Annotated in this window: 18 protein-coding genes; 13 read left to right on the top strand and 5 right to left on the bottom strand. The window is 31.4% G+C overall.

Going from position 1 to position 18,271, the window contains the following annotated elements:
- Positions 1-24 precede the first annotated feature (24 nt).
- From ABDH49_06095 to folE, 3 genes are read right to left on the bottom strand one after another with little or no spacing between them, the layout of a single operon-like run.
- Positions 25-1,983 carry a hypothetical protein gene (locus tag ABDH49_06095; GenBank protein ID MEN3046532.1) on the bottom strand — a complete coding sequence of 653 codons (1,959 nt, stop codon included), beginning with the start codon at positions 1,981-1,983 and terminating at the stop codon, positions 25-27.
- A gap of 49 nt (positions 1,984-2,032) precedes the next feature.
- Positions 2,033-3,448 (bottom strand): hypothetical protein, encoded by a 1,416-nt coding sequence (locus tag ABDH49_06090; GenBank protein MEN3046531.1) that lies wholly within the window; start codon positions 3,446-3,448, stop codon positions 2,033-2,035.
- A complete protein-coding gene (gene folE, locus ABDH49_06085; protein ID MEN3046530.1) occupies positions 3,432-3,983 on the bottom strand; it encodes a GTP cyclohydrolase I FolE in 552 nt (183 codons plus the stop codon). The genes ABDH49_06090 and folE overlap by 17 nt, the downstream gene beginning before the upstream one ends.
- Positions 3,984-4,022: 39 nt before the next feature.
- Here folE and ABDH49_06080 point away from each other — a divergent pair, with 39 nt between their 5' ends.
- The 10 genes from ABDH49_06080 to clpX all read left to right on the top strand — a co-directional run bounded on the left by ABDH49_06080 (position 4,023) and on the right by clpX (position 12,653).
- Positions 4,023-4,892, top strand: a complete 870-nt coding sequence (locus ABDH49_06080) for a TIM barrel protein (GenBank protein MEN3046529.1) — start codon at positions 4,023-4,025, stop codon at positions 4,890-4,892.
- A complete protein-coding gene (locus tag ABDH49_06075) occupies positions 4,892-6,277 on the top strand; it encodes a hypothetical protein (GenBank protein MEN3046528.1) in 1,386 nt (461 codons plus the stop codon). Before ABDH49_06080 ends, ABDH49_06075 begins: the two co-directional genes overlap by 1 nt.
- 109 nt (positions 6,278-6,386) lie before the next feature.
- Positions 6,387-7,229: a proline dehydrogenase family protein gene (locus tag ABDH49_06070; GenBank protein MEN3046527.1), complete on the top strand. Its 843-nt coding sequence runs from the start codon at positions 6,387-6,389 to the stop codon at positions 7,227-7,229.
- Complete coding sequence (locus tag ABDH49_06065) at positions 7,226-7,648, top strand: hypothetical protein (protein MEN3046526.1); 423 nt, start codon at positions 7,226-7,228, stop codon at positions 7,646-7,648. The genes ABDH49_06070 and ABDH49_06065 overlap by 4 nt, the downstream gene beginning before the upstream one ends.
- Positions 7,645-8,052 carry a hypothetical protein gene (locus ABDH49_06060; protein MEN3046525.1) on the top strand — a complete coding sequence of 136 codons (408 nt, stop codon included), beginning with the start codon at positions 7,645-7,647 and terminating at the stop codon, positions 8,050-8,052. Before ABDH49_06065 ends, ABDH49_06060 begins: the two co-directional genes overlap by 4 nt.
- A 17-nt stretch (positions 8,053-8,069) precedes the next feature.
- Positions 8,070-8,525: an SsrA-binding protein SmpB gene (gene smpB, locus ABDH49_06055; protein MEN3046524.1), complete on the top strand. Its 456-nt coding sequence runs from the start codon at positions 8,070-8,072 to the stop codon at positions 8,523-8,525.
- On the top strand, positions 8,522-9,649 hold the full coding sequence (locus ABDH49_06050; protein MEN3046523.1) for an N-acetylmuramoyl-L-alanine amidase: 1,128 nt from the start codon (positions 8,522-8,524) through the stop codon (positions 9,647-9,649). Before smpB ends, ABDH49_06050 begins: the two co-directional genes overlap by 4 nt.
- A 6-nt stretch (positions 9,650-9,655) precedes the next feature.
- Positions 9,656-10,846 (top strand): trigger factor, encoded by a 1,191-nt coding sequence (gene tig, locus ABDH49_06045; protein MEN3046522.1) that lies wholly within the window; start codon positions 9,656-9,658, stop codon positions 10,844-10,846.
- The gene (gene clpP / locus ABDH49_06040; protein MEN3046521.1) at positions 10,843-11,442 is read left to right on the top strand and encodes an ATP-dependent Clp endopeptidase proteolytic subunit ClpP; all 600 of its coding nucleotides are present in this window, start codon (positions 10,843-10,845) and stop codon (positions 11,440-11,442) included. Before tig ends, clpP begins: the two co-directional genes overlap by 4 nt.
- Positions 11,439-12,653 carry an ATP-dependent Clp protease ATP-binding subunit ClpX gene (gene clpX / locus ABDH49_06035; protein ID MEN3046520.1) on the top strand — a complete coding sequence of 405 codons (1,215 nt, stop codon included), beginning with the start codon at positions 11,439-11,441 and terminating at the stop codon, positions 12,651-12,653. Before clpP ends, clpX begins: the two co-directional genes overlap by 4 nt.
- A 210-nt stretch (positions 12,654-12,863) precedes the next feature.
- Here clpX and sufU read toward each other — a convergent pair whose 3' ends face one another.
- On the bottom strand, positions 12,864-13,244 hold the full coding sequence (sufU, locus tag ABDH49_06030; protein MEN3046519.1) for a Fe-S cluster assembly sulfur transfer protein SufU: 381 nt from the start codon (positions 13,242-13,244) through the stop codon (positions 12,864-12,866).
- 10 nt (positions 13,245-13,254) lie between these two features.
- Complete coding sequence (locus ABDH49_06025) at positions 13,255-14,421, bottom strand: acyl-CoA dehydrogenase (GenBank protein ID MEN3046518.1); 1,167 nt, start codon at positions 14,419-14,421, stop codon at positions 13,255-13,257.
- Positions 14,422-14,591: 170 nt separating this feature from the next.
- Between ABDH49_06025 and rplT the strand changes: the two genes are divergently transcribed.
- Genes rplT through pheT form a run of 3 tightly spaced genes read left to right on the top strand, consistent with a single transcriptional unit; the run spans position 14,592 to position 18,250 of the window.
- Positions 14,592-14,948, top strand: coding sequence for a 50S ribosomal protein L20 (gene rplT, locus ABDH49_06020; GenBank protein MEN3046517.1), 357 nt, complete (start codon positions 14,592-14,594; stop codon positions 14,946-14,948).
- Positions 14,938-15,924 (top strand): phenylalanine--tRNA ligase subunit alpha, encoded by a 987-nt coding sequence (gene pheS / locus ABDH49_06015; protein MEN3046516.1) that lies wholly within the window; start codon positions 14,938-14,940, stop codon positions 15,922-15,924. Before rplT ends, pheS begins: the two co-directional genes overlap by 11 nt.
- Before the next feature lies 1 nt (position 15,925).
- Positions 15,926-18,250 carry a phenylalanine--tRNA ligase subunit beta gene (gene pheT, locus ABDH49_06010; protein MEN3046515.1) on the top strand — a complete coding sequence of 775 codons (2,325 nt, stop codon included), beginning with the start codon at positions 15,926-15,928 and terminating at the stop codon, positions 18,248-18,250.
- Positions 18,251-18,271 lie beyond the last annotated feature (21 nt).

Here is an 18,271-nt window from a genome sequence, read left to right as displayed (position 1 = left end):
TTCAATTTTTTAAGGATTTGAACCTTACTTTACATTTACAATTTTATAATAATTTCCATTGATTTTTATTATATAAGTACCTCGAGCTTTTATTTTTAGTTTTCTACCAGAGGAATCGAAAAATAAATTTTCTTTTAAGAATGGAGGCAAGTACAAAAGTGCTATCTTTTTTTCTTCTTCCCTATCTATAGGTGAGAGAACTTTTTCTTTTATAAATGTAATGTGAGGATTCACTATGCTTACGCCAAGTAAACCAAGGGATGTATATAAAAGACCGTTTGAATAAGAGACGCCTCTTGGGTCACCGAAAATAATTTTAAAACTAACCTCACTTGGACTATAAGGATTTGAAATATCTATTTTCCTTAGTCCATAACCTGTTCCATCTGCCACAACTAGTGTGTCAGGATGAATGAACTCTACATCATATGCAAATCCTGGTGTAGAAAAATTACTGTAAAATTGAGGATTTGAAATATTTGATATGTCCCACAATGAGACACCTCCTACCCAACCCTCGGCAACAGCAAGCTTATATCCGCTTACTTTTAAAGATTGTGAACTACCGTAAGTTGGAAGAGAAGTTAAAAGCACAACATTTTTTGTATCCTGTACATTAAAAACTTTAATTCCAGCAAAACCATCTGCTAATATAAGATAAAAGGGTGGATAAAAAAGTACATCTTCACTATTACCAGTTGTTGTGAAGTTTGTTATTTCTCTCGGTTTTGTTGGATCGCCCACATGAAGGATTGAAAAACCATAGCCTGGTCCATTTGCACTATAAACAAAGGGATAATTTAGCGATATTGCCTTGACGTAGCCGTTTACAGTAGTGTACCCAGTTTGTACTGGCAAACGGATATTTTTAATCTTATAAATTCTTAGTCCCTCAATCCCATCAGCTACATAAAGTATCGTATCATTATACACCTCCACATCAAAGGCACTTCCAGGTGTATTTATTGAGTTTATATAATAAGGTTTTGCTCTATCTTTTATGTTTAAAAAGAAAACACCGCCTGTTCCTGAAGCTAAAACAAGAATCGTATCTTGTATAACCTTCGCTCTGTAGGTTAACTGTGGTGTTGAAAAGGTATCAAGAACCATGAGAGTAGGGTATGAAAGAGTTATAAGACCAAGGTCAAGGTCTGCAGCATATACATAAGAGCTTATTTTTTTAACTGAAAAACAATTTGAGAAAGAATAATTATGGTTTATTTCTATTCCATTTTCTATGTTATAAATTCCAACTCCTGAAAAACCAAGAGCTATAATAGAAATATTTGAGAAAAGTTCGAAACTTTCTCCAAACCCCACTATTTTGAAACTATATAAGCGTTGTGGAAGAGAAGGATTTTGAATTTTATAAATTTTAAATGAGTCTCCAGCTAATACAAAAAGAGAATCGTTTCTTTTATAAATATCTCTGACGTAAGCTCTTGTATTTACTCTGCTATATATTTGAGGACTTATAGGATTTTGAAGATTTAGAATGTATATTGTATCTCCTGCGATTGCAAAGCCTAAATTGGAATATATTTTAATTTTGTTTACAAATCCAGGCAACGAATAAGTATATAGATCTTCAGGTAATTGCGAAGTATCGAGTCTAAAAATTTTAATTTTTCCTCTTGAAACACCATAGCCGTAGGGATATAGATTTTCATAAGAGACAATCTCTTGGGCGCTATAGTTTCCGATAAGTATTGGATTTGATAGATTTTGAATATTTAAGATTTTTAGGCCAAGCTCTCCTGCTAAAAAAATAGTATCACCTATAAAATCAACATCAAACAATGAACCTTCTGTTATTATTTCTTTTTTAAATTGAGGAATGCCAGCCCCAAATCGGAAAGTTAAGACTGCTCCACCGGATATAAGATATAAAAGTGTGTCCTTACTAGTAACGTACCTTGAATTACCAGCTGTCCAAAAAGATATTGGCGTCATATTTATTATGAAAAATAATAAGATTATCATATTTTAACTCCTCCCTATTTACTTATTTATCGTTTTTTTATTATAAAATCTATTTATCCCTTCTTTTCAATTCAAAAACAGTGAAATACTCATCATTATATACAGCTTTAAGTTCTCTTCTTTTCTTTAAAACTTTAGTTATAATAAATTTATTCTCAGTTAATATAAACTCTGTTTTATACTTTTTTATATAATTCCAAGGATCAATTTCTAAGTTCCAAAATTTGAAATGTTCTAAAAGGATTGTGTCAGGTACACTTAATCTGCCATCAACAGATATTTTAAAGTTTGGAAAAAGTTTATATTGTATAAATCCCCCCCTATCAGAAGGACACAATATATTTCCTTCTTTTTTATAATTTTTTATAAACTCGACCGCTTCTATAGGGAAAAAAGTTTTCTCTACTCTCACTTTCTCTTTCTCCGTAATTATCTTAACTATTATGAAGAAATTAATTAACAAGATTAATATTTTGAATATCAGTTTATTATCGATTTCTTGAAACGTTAGTTTAGGTTTTAAGATTTCATTCAAATAGGGAGGGATTATAAAAGCTGAGACAATTCCAAAGATTGGTATGTTTCTTACATGTTTTAAAGAGGAATAGTAAAAAGCTATTAGAAGAAATATATCAATGGTTAATTTTTTTCGTGGAGATAAGATAAACAGCATAACTATTAAGAAAATAGGAGCAAGTAGTAAAGATCTTACATAGTAATCCTTTTCCCAAAAGGCAGAGATAAATATTGATTCCCACTCCGAAACATAGTTTTCCCAAATTTTTGATTTTTTAAAAAGCGCCTTTATAATATAATCAAAATAATCTAAATGATAAGGATTGAAGATAACTATCAAAAAAATTCCTAAAGATGTGAGAAAAATTATTTTTTTAGACTCCCTAAATTTTCCGTCAATCAGGTAAGCTAAAAAATAAATAACAGAAATAATTATCGATACTACGATTCCCGCGTGAAAAAAAGAAAAAAAGAGTAAAACTATTGGAATAAGTTCATATCGTCTCTTTTCAATAGCTAAAAGGATTAACGCAGTTGAGATATAAGTAAAAATATGTGGTCTTAAAACTGTAGTTCCCCAATAAAGTAGTGAAAAAACCAAAAAATAAACAATTAAAAAGTTCAGAATTTTCTTACTTTTTTCATAAACTATAAAAATAACAATCGAATATAAAATGGTAAGCAAAACTATTTTAAAAATATATAGGCCAACATCTCCAAAATTTTTGTATATTACATAGAGCAAAACCTCAAAGGCTAATGAATGGGCAATCCACTTCTCACTGGGTAGGTACGTATAAACATTTTGCGGTAACTCTTTATTTTCAATAAAATACTTTCCATCCATCAAATACCAATAAAAATCAGGACATATAGAAATTGGAGCCGCCTTATAAACTGAAAGTAATAATATAAATAAAAGAAAAAGCAAACTACCCTTTAGTTTCATCTAAAAATTCATTCTTAATTTCTAAATCTTTAAAATTTCCCATCATCTTACTTGTAAAAAGCTTTACACTTTTATTTTTCACCCCTCTTATTACTGTACATAAGTGCACAGCCTCAACTGTAATTCCAAGTCCCTTCGGTTCAATCTTTTTATACAAAAAGTTCGCTATTTCCTCTGTTAGCCTCTCTTGAACCTGTAATCTCTTGGAAAAGACTTCTACTATTCTTGGAATTTTTGAAAGTCCAATGATTTTTTTATCAGGTATGAAACCTATACTTATCTTCCCAAAAAAAGGTAATAGGTGATGCTCACATAGACTCGAAAAATCAATATCTTTTACTATTACCATCTGATCGGTTGTTGCTGAAAATATAGCATCTTTAACAATTTCCTCAGGATCAACCTTATATCCCTCCGTTAGCTCTTTTAACATATTAAGAAATCTCCTGGGTGTCTTTAAAAGCCCCTCCCTTTCCGGATTTTCACCTAAATAGGCTAAAATTTCTTTTATGTAATTTATTAGTTTATCTTCCATTTTTTGAAAAATTTTCTGATAAAAATTTATCATATTTCAATGAAGGACGTTTTACCCAAACAATATGAAAGTTTATATATTGGAACAGCTGGAGTTCCCGAATCAGCAAAGGATAGCTCTACAGAATCTGGAATTATAAGAATTAGTGAACTTAAATTAGACTCTATGGAGATTGAATTTGTTAAGGGAATAAGGATAAAAGAGGAAAGGGCAATCAAAATAAAGGATCTTGCAAAAGAGAAAAAAGTATACCTATCGGTTCATGCTCCCTACTTTATAAATTTAAATTCTAAGGAAAAACAAAAAGTTAAAAATAGCATAAGTTACATCTATAGTTCTGCAAAGATTGGATATTTAATGGGAGCCTACGAAATATGTTTTCACTCTGCCTATATGCACGATGAAAGTTTGAAAAATGTTAGAAATAAGGTAAAAGGTGCACTTCTTGAAATTTTTGAGATGCTTGATAAAGAAAACATTAAAGTTAGATTAAGACCAGAAACTATGGGAAAACCTTCCCAATATGCGGATTTAGATGAATTACTTGAACTTTCCCTTGAATTTAAGGGCATAGTAGAACCTTGTCTTGACTTTGCCCATATCTATGCAAGATCCTTAGGTGAAATAAATAACTACGATGAGTTTATGAAGCTATTAGAAAGTTATGAAAAAGCCTTAGGAAAAGATTCTTTAAAGAGAATGCATATACATGTTTCTGGTATGGAGTTCGGTGAGAAAGGCGAAAAGAGACATATTGTTTTAAAGGATTCAGAGTTCAAGTTTAAAGACGTGCTTAAAGTTTTAGTAGAAAAAGATGTAAGGGGATTTTTAATCTGCGAAAGTCCAACTCTAGAGTACGATGCTCTAATTTTAAAGAAAGAATACCATAAAATTCTTAAGAAAAAGTAGTGAAACCAATTTTTCTTAGTGCAGATCTATATGCTGAGGCAATATATTCTATAAGAATTTCAGAGGGTCTTATATTTAAATTGAATGCTGATGAGAAAATTTCAAACTTTCCACCAGGTTATATACATCCTTTTATCTATGCATTAATCTACCTAATTTGTTTTAAAAATAAAGATCTTTTTATTTTGTTCACTTATTTATTCAACACCCTAATAATGGTTTTTGCAATTTTCATAATAAAAAAATTTTATGAGAAGTTTTTCAATGAAAAAAGCAATTTCCCAATTTTTTTCTTAATTTTTTCATTTCCCTTTTTTATAAATTTTTACCTAACCTTAAATTTTCCGCTATATACATTTCTTTTTTATCTTTGCCTTTATTTCATAGATAATAACAAAAAGTTTTTTTTAATTTATCCCCTTTTAGTTCTTACAAGGCCTGAGGGTATAATTGTTGGAATTTCTTATTTTTTTAGAGTTTTTACTCTTAAAAATATTAGAAGAAGTATAATACCTCTACTATTTGTTTTATTGCTTTCAACTTTACCTTTTCTTTTAAATTACATATTAACCGGTTTTTTAGTAACTCTTGCTTTTAGAACTCAATCTCTTTTTTTTAATTATGAATTAAATCTTGCTGTTTTAAGAGGTATTAAAACTTTTTTAAAGCACCTAATAGGATTTTTAATAGGTTTCCCTCTTTTGAATATTAAAGTAAGTGATTATCTATCAACTTTTATATACCCGCCCTTTTTTCTATCTTTTGTAGCAATTTATATTCTTAAAGAAAAAAAACTATGTATTTCTTATTTTTTTTCAATTTTTATGTTTATTTTGTTTATAAGTAGTTTTTCAATCTTCTCAGGCATACACTTTTCTCGACATATCGCCTTTTTATACCCTATACTTATTCTCTTTCTTTACAGGGGTCTTAAACTTTTAAAACTTAAACTTCTTGTTTTTATTTATCACTTATTCATCATTTTTCAGTTTTTAATTCTTATTTTTAACATGCGAACTATTATAAATATTACTCAAAAAATAAGGGATATAGCTCTTAAAGCAGCTGAATTTATTCCTCAAGAAAAAGAAGTGCTTCTTTATAGTGATCCGTATTTCTTTTTTTACAATATGGAAAAGTTAAAAATACGTTTGATTTCTCCTTCTTTTAATTTAGATACCTCAAGGGAAGTTAAGAACTTCATTGACAAAGAGAGTAATAAGAGATTACTTTTAAAATTTATAGAAAGAAGCTTTCCTGAAGCAGAGTTTTATTTTATCTCCCATAAAGACCCTCTTAGAGAAGTTATAAAGGAAATTTTCTCCGATACCCTTTATGTTAGTGATAATTTTGTTTTACTTAAGAAAAGATTTTCTATAAAATAATTCTAACTAAACAAGGAGGGAAAAATTGTTCCGTAAAATTTTTCTATATTTATCGCAAAAACAAAACCTTAAAGGTTATATTGAGAAGTTTCCACCATCAAAGAAGTTGGTGGAAAGGTTTGTTGCAGGTGAAACACTATCAGATGCTGTCAAGGTAATCAAAAACATAAACAAACTAAATATGACTTGTACCTTAGATAAATTAGGCGAAAGCATAACCGATAAAGAAAAAATAAAAGAAGTTATAAAAGATTACAAGACGATATTAAAAGTTATAAAGGAGGAAAATTTAAATTCTACAATTTCTGTAAAGCTTACCCATCTTGGTCTTATGATTTCAGATGATCTTGCCTATAAATCTTTAAGTGAAATACTTGAATGTGCAAAGGATTTAAATAATAGAGTTTGTATAGATATGGAAAATTCCCCATACACCCAAAAGACACTGGATATATACGAAAAAGCCTTCAACGAATTTGGAAATGTAGGTGTTGCTATTCAGAGTTATTTGAAAAGAACGATCTCTGATATAGAGAAGTTATCCTCAATGGGCGCAGAGGTAAGAATCTGTAAAGGAGCTTATAAAGAGCCAAAAGAGATTGCCTATCAAAGAAAAAAAGAAGTTGACGAAAATTTTAAAAGGGCACTTTTAATTTTATTTTCCGATGGTTCTCTCTCTAATGGAACTTATCCTTGTGTAGCAACCCATGATGAAAAGCTCATAAACTTTACTCTTGATCTTGTAAAAAGAAATAATATTTTATCTGATAAATTTGAGTTTCAGATGCTCTATGGTATAAGAAGAGATCTTCAGGAAAAACTTACTGAGTTAGGTTACAGAGTAAGGATTTATGTTCCTTTTGGAAATGAATGGTATGCCTATTTTATGAGAAGACTTGGGGAGCGCCCTGCTAATCTATTTTTTATCATAAAAAATATATTTAAACCATGAGTTTCTTTCTTTTTTCCCTTTATTTTTCAATTAACCTTTTATTTCCTCAAACAAAATTTAATGAATATCCTGGTATCGGTCAAGAATTTTCTCTTGTTTCAAAAATTAAAAAAGTTTACCTATACTTTGACTACTCAGATATTGAGGTTTCCTCCGGTACTGGTATTTTTGTCAAAAATTTTGAGGTTGGCATTTTCCATAGATTCTTAATAAGAGATTTAGTTGTTTTTTCACTTTTTCCAGGCATAGTATATGCAATTAAACAAAAGGAAAGTTTTAAAGAAAAGGGAACTTATTACGCCCTTAATTTTTTAATAACAGCCTCAAGAGAAATATTTCCCTTTATAGGTCTTAAGGTATTCTGGGACGGAAAGTATTTTTTAAATTACTTAAAACTCGGAATTATTCTTGAGCTATGATGGAGAGCTTAAGGAAAATTATTAAAAAAATTTTTTTCCTGATTTTTAAAATTAGGCCTTTAAAAAGTTACCTATCCTTTCCTCTTAAAGTAGAGCTATACGACAAGTTAATAGTAATTCACGACGAAAGTAACGAGAAAATAGAAAAAATCTTAAATGAGATGGGATTTAAAAATTACTTAATTTTAAGGGAGGAAAAAGAAAATGAAGATCTGTTTTTAGAAAGTATCACAAGGAAATCACTAGTTATATACTTAGTAAACTCTCCAAAAAATTCATTTTTAAAATATCTCTCAAAGGATTTCCCCGTTATTGGAGTAAAAACGAATTTGAAAGTAAGGATTCCAGGAAAGGACTATAAAAGCTTCTTTGAAAACTTCAAAAAAATTATAGCGTATAATTAATATTCTGGGGGTGCAATATGAAAAGTAAAAGAGAAAAAGATATTCTTGTTAATAAAAAGGCAAAAAGTGATTATGAGATTTATGAGACATTTATCTGTGGTATTGTTCTAAAAGGAGCAGAGGTCAAATCACTTAGAGAGGGAAGAGCCTCAATAAACGATGCCTATGTTAAGTTTGAAGATGGCGAACCCTATATCTATAATTTTCACATCTCACCCTATCCTCCTGCCTTTAAATTCTTTCCCAATCCCGAGAGGAAAAAGAAGCTTTTACTAACAAAGCGAGAGATTAAAAGACTAATTGGAAAATGGAAGGAAAAGGGGTTAGTTTTAATTCCAATAAGAGTTTTTTTTAAAGGAGCGTGGGCAAAAATAGAATTAGCTCTTGCTAAAAAGAAGAAGAAATACGAAAAGAAAGAACTTATAAAGAAAAGAGAAATGGAAAGAGAGCTAAGAAGGGAGATGCTAAAATGATCTTACTCATATTTTTAAAGACTCTATGGGAACCACCTGAAATAATTCAAAAAAAAGACTCCGTGTATATTACTTTTTACTTACAGGGACCTATTAAATACGAGAGAGTTTTAAGGGAAAGTAAGCTTGAAATAACACTAAAAGAGGTAGATTCAGTATTTACATTCTCATCAAAATTAGTTCACCCGATTTTAAAAGGGATAAGTGTAACTAAAGAAAATAAAGAAGGTAAAATCTTATTTGAACTTGGGAGCTTTTGTGAGCGATTTAGAATAGAAAATAAAAAAGACTACTTTAGAGTAATTTTGACCGGGAAAATTCCTGATAGCACCCCTAAGGCGAAAGAAAAAGAAATTGAGAAAATTAACTATTTAGAAAGTAATAAAAAAAAGAGGAATAAAGAGAAAAAGAAAGTGTTAAGGGAAATAAAAAGAATTGTTATAGATCCTGGCCATGGGGGAATTGACGTTGGAGCACTAGGTAAAGGTGGAACAAAAGAAAAAGATGTTAATTTGAAGGTTGCAAAGTTTTTAAAAGAAGAACTTGTTAAAATGGGGTTTGAGGTTTTTATGACAAGAGATAAAGATACTTTTGTGTCTCTATCTGAAAGAACAAAATTTTCAAATAATGTTGGAGCGGATATTTTTGTTTCACTTCATTGTAATGCTTCTTTAGAGGTTACAGAAACTTCAAATGGTGTTGAAGTCTTTTTTCTCTCTGAGGCAAAAACTGATTGGGAAAGAGCAGTAGCTGCCTTAGAAAATGCTTCATTGAAATATGAATATGAAGATGAAAGAATTTATAACAGTATAGTAGATCTTATCTTGATGGATATGGCTCAAGCTGAGTTTCTCTACGAGTCACAGAAACTTGCAGAAATTTTACAAAAGACAATTACAAAGAGTTTAAATATTTTTGATAGGGGAGTAAAACAGGCAGAATTCTATGTACTAAACGGTTGTTATTCTCCTGCAGTTCTTATAGAAATGGGCTTTATTACCACTCCCTCTGATGAGAGAAAGTTAAAGGATGAGAAATATCTAAGAAAACTATCCTTGGCAATAGCTAAGGGCATAGTTAAATTTAAAGAATGGTTTGAAAAAAGAAACAGTTTTATTGAATAATTATAAATGGAGACAGAAAGAGTTTTAACTTTAAAAATCAAAAGATCAGAGATAGTCCCCTATATAGAAAAGTTTAAGAAAGAATATCAACGAGTAGTAAAAATTCCTGGCTTTAGACAGGGAAAGGCACCGCTTGAAATTGTCTGGATTAAGTATAAAAAAGAAATTGAAGAAAACAGCTTAGAAGAGTTTCTGAAATCTAAGGTAATAGAAGAGTTAAAAAAAGATAATTCAAAACTTATATCGCCAATAATTATAAAAGATAAAAAGGAAGGCGAAAATGAATTAGAAGTTACAGTATATTTTGAAGTTTTGCCATTTTTTGAAGTAAAGGGTTTTGAAAGGATTAAGGTGCAAAAGAGGATAAAAAGGCCCTCTCCTGATGAGATAGAAAAAAGAATAAAAAAGTATCAGGAGTCCCTCGCAGAGTTTAAAGATAAAGAGACACCACTTACAGATGGAGACTTTGTGGTTATAAAGTACAACATAAAGGACATAACAGGAAGAGAAATTCTAAAGGGTAAGATAGAATCCTTTAAATTTAACAGGGAGAATGTTTCCTCTGACTTTTACAATGAGTTAATTGGTAAAAAAAGGAATGATTCTTTTAAGGTTGCCAGAACCGAAAAGTCCGGAACCCTTATATATGAAGGAAACATCATTTCTGTAAAAGAAGTTATTTTACCAGAGATCAACGATGAGTTCGCAAGGATGTTTGAAATGGAAAACCTTGAAAAGTTTAAAAAGAAGATAACAGAGGAAATAGAGGAGGATCTAAAAAAAGAGGCAGAAATTGAATTAGAAAATAAAATTCTTGAAGAACTCTCTGCACTGAATCCTATACCAGTTCCCAGATCCTATACAGAGGAGGAATTAAGACTTATTATCTCTCGTTATAAGTTAAAGGAGGAAGAGCTCAAAGAAAGGTTTGATGAATTTTATAAATTAGCAGAAGAAAGAGTCAGAAGAAGGTTACTCCTTGATAGACTAGCCGAACAACTAAAGATAGAAATAAATGAGAAAGAGATAGATGAAGAAGTTAAGAGAATTTCAGATTTATATAAGATGGATTATGAGTTTTTTAAAAAAAGATTAAAGGAAAGAGAATTTTTTGAAGAAGTTGAAAGTTCGATTAAAAGAAAAAAGGCTATGAATTTTTTAAAAAATAACGTAAAAATGGAGGTAATAGTAGAATGAAAAACCAAACTATCCCTTTTGTAATAGAACAGACAGGTAGGTATGAGAGGGCTTATGATATATATTCGCGTCTTTTAAAGGATAGGATAGTCTTTTTAGGTATGCCTATAGATGATCAGGTAGCAAATTTAGTAATTGCTCAACTTCTCTATTTAGAGGCGGAAAATCCCAAGAAGGATATATACCTATATATAAACTCGCCAGGAGGTTACATAAGTGCAGGGCTTGCCATTTACGATACTATTCAGTACATAAGACCCGATGTGAACACAATATGTATTGGGATGGCAGCGAGTATGGCAGCTATATTACTTGCTTCTGGGAAAAAGGGAAAAAGGTTCGCTCTACCTCATTCAAGAATAATGATTCATCAGCCCTTTGGAGGTGTTCATGGCCAGGCTATTGATATAAAAATTCATGCCGAGGAAATAATGAAGATGAGAGATATTCTAAACGAAATTCTTTCAAAACATACAGGACAACCAAAGGAAAAAATAGAAAAGGACACAGATAGAAATTACTTTATGTCACCACAAGAGGCTTTATCTTACGGTATCATTGATGAAATAATAACCTCAAGAAGAGAAACTTTATGAGAGAAAAGAGGGCAAACACAAGCAAAGATATAAGGTGCTCCTTTTGCGGAAGAGCTGAGGGAGAAATAAAAAAACTTTTTTCCGGAGCCAACGCCTTTATATGTGATGACTGTGTAAAATTCTGTTATGATTTGATGTTTGATAGAGAGAAAGAAAAATATTTAAAAAATGACTTTTGTTTTCAAATACCGTATCCTCGAGATATTAAAAGAGAGCTTGATAGATTCGTTGTTGGTCATGAAAAAGCCAAAAAGATTTTATCAGTGGCTGTTTATCAGCATTATAAAAGGATTGTTTTAAATGATAACAGTATAGAAAAAAGTAACGTACTTTTAATAGGGCCAACTGGGACTGGTAAAACACTTTTAGCCAAGACCCTCGCTAAAATTTTAAACGTTCCCTTTACTCACGTAGATGCTACCCCCTTGACAGAAGCAGGATACGTTGGTGAGGATGTAGAGAACATCATTTTAAGACTTTTACAAATGGCTGATTTTGATATAAAAAAAGCTGAGAGAGGAATAATTTATATTGATGAAATAGATAAGATAGCAAGGAAAGGAGATTCACCTTCTATAACAAGAGATGTGGGTGGAGAGGGGGTGCAGCAGGCACTTTTAAGGATTCTTGAAGGAACTATTGCTAACGTACCACCCCAAGGAGGAAGGAAGCATCCGGAGCAAGTTTTTATTCAAGTTGATACAACAGGGATTCTTTTTATATGCGGGGGGACTTTTGTTGGGCTTGATAAAATAATTGAAAATAGAAGAAAGAGGCATAAACTTGGATTTGTTAAAGATGAAGAAAAAAATGAAGTTGATTTTGAAGTTTTACCTGATGATTTAATTGAATATGGGTTTATACCTGAGTTTGTTGGAAGATTTCCCATAATTGTTAAACTGAATGAGCTTACTGAGGATGAGCTTTTTAGGATTCTCTATGAACCGGAGAATGCAATTTTAAAGCAATATGAAAAGATTTTCGAGTCTGAGGGTATTAAGCTTATTTTTACAGATGGTTTAAAAAAGGAAATAGTCAAAAGATCAAAGGAACTTGGTATGGGAGCAAGGGGTTTAAAAATTATTATTGAAAATCTCTTACTTGATGCAATATATGAGCTGCCTTCTTTGAAAGGAAAGTATAAGTACTGTATAGTTGATGAGAATTCGCTTATAACAAAAAAGGTTATTTTCAAAAATAAAAGAGATTAGAGATTTGTTAAAAACTTAGTTTTAGATTCTAAAAAACTTGAAAGACTAAAGAAAGTGAGCAAGTGAAAAAGGTATCTAAAACAGGATAAGATAGTTTAAGGTAGATTTAGTAATTCTTAAATACTTTGAAAATCAACGTGATTTGAAATTAAGGGGAGAAAAAGATTCAATTTTCTAGTTTAAAAAAAGGAACTAAAAGTCCAATTAGAGCTATTTTCCTATCTCCTCCTCTCCAAATAATGCAATTTTTAATACCTCGTAAGATAAAAGAGCACACTTCATTCTGATAGGAGAAAGCTTAAGTCCAAGATTCTCTAGATGTTCCTCCTTTGTGAAGTTTCTCAAATCTTCAACTTTTTTCCCCTTAATATACTCAGTTAGAATTGATGCAGCAGCCTGAGAAATCGCACACCCCCTTCCCCTAAACCTAACATCCTCTATAACTCCATCCCTTATTTTAAACTGCATCTTAATTTCATCTCCACAATAAGGATTTCCACCCTCATACTCTATATCAGGATTTTCCATCTCCCCATAATTCCTCGGACTTTTATAATGATCAAGTATTACCTCATAAATTTCATCTATCATATTCTATATTTTAAACTTCCTCATAAAGTTTTTTCATTTCATTTATAATACTTCTTGAAATTACAATTTTCTGTATCTCACTTGTTCCTTCATAGATTTCTGTAACTTTTGCTGCTCTAAATAACCTTTGAATGTCATGTTCCCTTGAGTATCCAAGAGACCCATGAATTTGAAGCGCTTTATCGCAAACCCACATTGCTGTTTCTGAAGCAAAAAGTTTTGCCATTGAGGACCACTCTGAAAACCTTCCTCCTTTTTGCTTTAAAAATGCTGCTTTGTAAGTTAAAAGCCTTGCTGCCTCAATTTTTGTCCTCATCTCCGCAAGATAAAATTGAATAATCTGATGTTCACAGAGTTTTTTACCAAAGGCTTCTCTCTCTAAAGAATACTTAGCTGCATACTCAAAGGCACCCTGGGAAATACCAACAGCTTGAGCTGCTACCCCTATTCTACCTGCATCAAGAACAGACATTGCAATCTTAAACCCCTCTCCTTCGTTTCCAAGCCTCATACTTTCAGGTACTCTATAATCTTCAAAAGTAAGTTCACAGGAATAGGCTGCCCTAATACCTAACTTTTTCTCAGGTGGTGACTTTATTACTCCTTCTTTTTCCGTATCTACTATAAAACATGTAATCCCATGATGTTTCTTTTCAGGATCGGTAACTGCAAATAAAAGAACATATTTTGCATGTGTCCCATTTGTGACCCACACCTTTTTTCCATTGATTATATAATTTGAACCATCCTTAATTGCTCTTGTCTTTAAATTTGACGCATCACTTCCAGCATGAGGTTCTGTTAATGAAAAGGCTCCTATTCTTTTACCACTTGCAATTATTGGTAAAATTTCCCTTTTTTGTTCCTCGGATCCAAATTTATAAACTCCGTAGCAAAAAAGAGAGTTATTTACCGAAAGAATGATACCGTGTGAAGGACAAACCCTCGATATTTCCTCAACAGCGATAACATATGAAATAGAGTCCATACCAGAGCCGCCATACTCTACAGGAATTTCCATACCCATAAGTCCTAATTCTCCCATTTTTTTCACATTTTCTTCTGGAAAAATTTCTTCTTCGTCGATCTTGTTTGCTATAGGCTCTATTTCCTTTTTAACAAAATCTCTTACCATCTCCCTTATCATTCTATGTTCTTCTTTTAATTCAAAATCCATGATTAATAGTAAGTTTTTTTAAGGAATAGAACCTCTTAAATTAATGTTTCAAACTATTTTAATTTTATTAAATTTCTCTTCTATTTTTACACTTTCATAGAAGAAAAGTTTATTGAAATAAAAAAAATTTTGAAAGTATAATTATTCTCTCAGCCTAAAGGAGGAAAAAAATGCGAGTAAAAGGTGGTGTAAAAACGAGAAAAAGACATAAAAAAATAAGAAAGATGGCAAAGGGATACTACGGCCAAAAATCAAGCACCTTTAAAAAGGCAAACGAAGCAGTCCTAAAATCCCTCAGATACTCCTATAGACATCGCAAAGAAAAAAAGAGAGAATTCAGAAAACTATGGATAACAAGAATAAACGCCTTCTGTAGATCTCTCGGCGTAAAATATAATGAGTTTATTAATGCCCTCAGGAAAAAGGGAGTCTTAATTAATAGGAAAATCCTTGCATTCCTCGCAGTTAAAGAACCTGAAAGCTTTAAAGAAATAGTTAAAAACGTAATGGCTCCTAATGGAAATTGAAAAACTCAGGGAAGAAATTGAAATAGAACTGAAAAACGTTAAAAACGCTCATGATTTAGAAAACATAAGAATTAAATATTTAGGAAAAAAAGGTTTAATAAAAAAACTCTTTGACAAATTAAAAGAGTTAGAGCCCGAAAGAAGAAAGGAGGTTGGGAAGGCACTTAATGAGTTAAAAAATTTTCTTGAGAGTGAAATAGAGATAAGAAAAAAAACATTTGAAGTTAAAAAGAAAAAGGAAATAGACCCTACACTCCCCGGGGTTTTAAAGCAAAGAGGCTACCTTCATGTTCTTAGAGAAGAGTTAAGAAGAATGGAAGAGATTTTTGTTGGCCTTGGCTTTGAAGTAGAAACAGGTCCTGAAATAGAGTCAGAGTTTAATAACTTTGAAGCCCTTAACATACCAAAATGGCACCCAGCAAGAGATATGCAAGCAACCTTATTTCTTGAAAAAGAAGTTCTTCTCCTTAGAACTCATACCTCACCAATTCAAATAAGGACAATGTTAAAGAAAAAACCACCTATAAGAATAATAGCTCCAGGGAGGGTATACAGGCGCGACAACTTTGACGCCTCTCATTCACCTGTTTTTCATCAAGTTGAAGGCCTCTATATAAATAAAAGTGTAAGCTTTTCTAATTTAAAGGGAACTTTAGAACTTTTTCTTAAGGAATATTTTGAAAAAAAGGATCTTGTAATTAAATTTGAACCTTCTTACTTTCCGTTCACAGAGCCCTCTGCAGAGGTTTCGATTCTGTGGGAAACACCAGAGGGAAAAAGGTTTTTAGAGATAGCAGGTTGCGGTATGGTTCATCCAAAGGTACTGCAAAACTGTAATATAGATCCAGAAGAATGGAACGGCTATGCCTTCGGAGTAGGCGTTGAAAGATTAGTTATGGTCAAATATAAAATACCCGATATAAGACTCTTTTTTGAAAACGTAAGAGGATTTTTAAAACAATTCTCAATCTATTAGTATGAGAGTCACCTATAACTGGCTAAAAGATTATATAGACTTAGAAGTTCCCCCATCAGATCTTATAGAAATTTTTAATAAATTAGGAATGCCTGTTAAAGAAGTTATTGATTTATCAAAGGGTAAAGAGAATTTAATGGTAGCAGAGATAGAAAGTGTAGAGAGACACCAAAAAAGAGATAAGCTTTTTGTTTTAAAACTTAGAACTAAAAAGGGGGTTTATCAAGTTGTTTCAGGTGCTCCTTTTTTGGAAAAGAGAAAGAAAGTAATTTACGCTCCGCCGGGAACCTTACTTAAGGATTTTAAAGTAGATGTGAAACATATTGCCGGTGAAAAATCAGAGGGCACCATCGTATCAGAGGAAGAACTCGGTCTTTCTGATAAAAGTGAAACAGTAATTTTTCTTGACGATAAAGTAGATTTAGATAAAGATCCAAAAGATTTAATCGGTTTAAACGATTTTGTTTATGATCTTGAAATTTATCCAAACAGACCCGACTTACTTTCTGTTATAGGAATTGCAAGAGATCTTTCATCTTATTTAAACCTTGAGTTAAGAATTCCTGAGATAAAAAAAATTAAAGAAGATGAGATAGATTTTATAATTGAAATTGAAGAAAATGTGAGTTGTGATAGATATGTTGGAATAATTATAAAAAATTTAAAAAAGGCAAAGACCCCAGATCTTATAAAACATAGGCTATTTCTATGCGGAATTAGATCTATAAATTTGGTAGTTGATATTTCAAATTACATTTTGCTTGAAACTGGGCATCCTACTCATGTTTTTGATTTGAAGAAAATAAAAGAAAAAGTTATAGTGAGAAACGCAAGAAAAGGGGAGGCTTTGCTTTGTCTTGATGGTAAAACAAGAGAACTTGATGAAAGTGTTATGGTTATATCAGATAGTGAGAAAGTTCTTGCATTAGCTGGTATAATTGGAGGAGAAAACTCTGCTGTTACAGAGGAAACCGAAGAAATACTCTGTGAAAGCGCCTTCTTCGATAAAATAAACATTAGAAAAACAAGTAAAAAGTTTAATATTCAAACAGAATCCTCTTATAGATTTGAAAGAGGCGCTGATTTTAATATGGTGGAGTACGCGGCACTAAGACTAAGAGACCTTGTAATGGACCTTTCAGGAGGTACCCCTTATAGAAAAATCGATGTTATTAAAAGTGTGGTAAAACCTAAAAAAGTTTATCTTAAGGAAAATAAACTGAAAAAAATTCTTGGTGATGAGTTTGATCTTTATACTTCCCAGAAAATTCTTGAAAGGCTTTACATGAGTTGTAAATTAGAGAAAAATACGCTTGAGGTGGTGGTACCAACCTTTAGGAGAGATATAGAAATAGAGGAAGATCTGATAGAGGAGATAGCAAGAGTTTATGGCTATGAAAATTTTGAATCGGAGGCAGAAAGTATTTCTTCCTTTGTTGGGAAAAGAAATTTATTTCAAGATAGGATAAGAGATTACTTTAGGGGGGAGGGTTTCCTCGAGTGTGTCTCCATTTCATTAATTGATGAAAAGGAGGCAAGGCTATTTTCAGAAAAGGTCTTAAAAATTAAAAATCCACTTTCAGAAAGATTTGGAGTTTTAAGACCCTCACTTCTTCCATCTCTACTAAACTCTTTGAGAAACAACGTTAGAAGAGGAGAAAAAGTTAAAAAACTATTCGAAATTGGAAAAGTTTTCTACAAGGATTTTGAAGAGGAGGAGAAAATAGGGTTACTTTTAACAAATTTAGTAGAAGATAATTGGATAAAAGAAAGTAATGTGGAGATTTATTTTGAACTTAAGGGAATTTTGGAATCGTTCCTTGAACACTTTGAAGATGAGATTTATTTTATAGAGGAAAGTTACCCATTTTTTAACTACTCTGCATCTATTTTCATTAACGAGGAGAAAATAGGGTATATCGGCGAAGTAAAAGAAGAAATTCTTGATATTTACGATCTTAAGCTGGAGGCTGTTTACTCTGAACTTAGCGTTAATAAGTTAACTTTTAAAAAAGATTTAACTTTTAAGTCTTTACCTACTTATCCAGCTCTTTCAAGGGATCTTTCCTTTGTGGGACCAGAAGATGTCAATGCCTCTGAAATCATAAGGTTATTTAAAAAACTAAAAAATGAAACATTAATTGAAAGATTTATACTTTTTGACGTGTACAAAGGAAAACCCTTAAGGGAGGGAGAGAAAAATTTTACTTTTAGAGTTTTCTTTAGAAGTATGGATAAGACTCTTTCAGAGAGGGAAGTAGATAAAGAAGTGGAAAAAATTGTTGAATATGTAGAGAAAAAAATAGGTTTTAAATTAAGGGGGTAAAAGAAGAGTTTGCCAGCTAGC

The organism is Candidatus Hydrothermales bacterium (assembly GCA_039630235.1).
Classification (GTDB): domain Bacteria; phylum Hydrothermota; class Hydrothermia; order Hydrothermales; family JAJRUZ01; genus JBCNVI01.
Note: the sequence above shows the minus strand (reverse complement) of the source record. Positions and strands in the feature narration are given on the sequence as shown.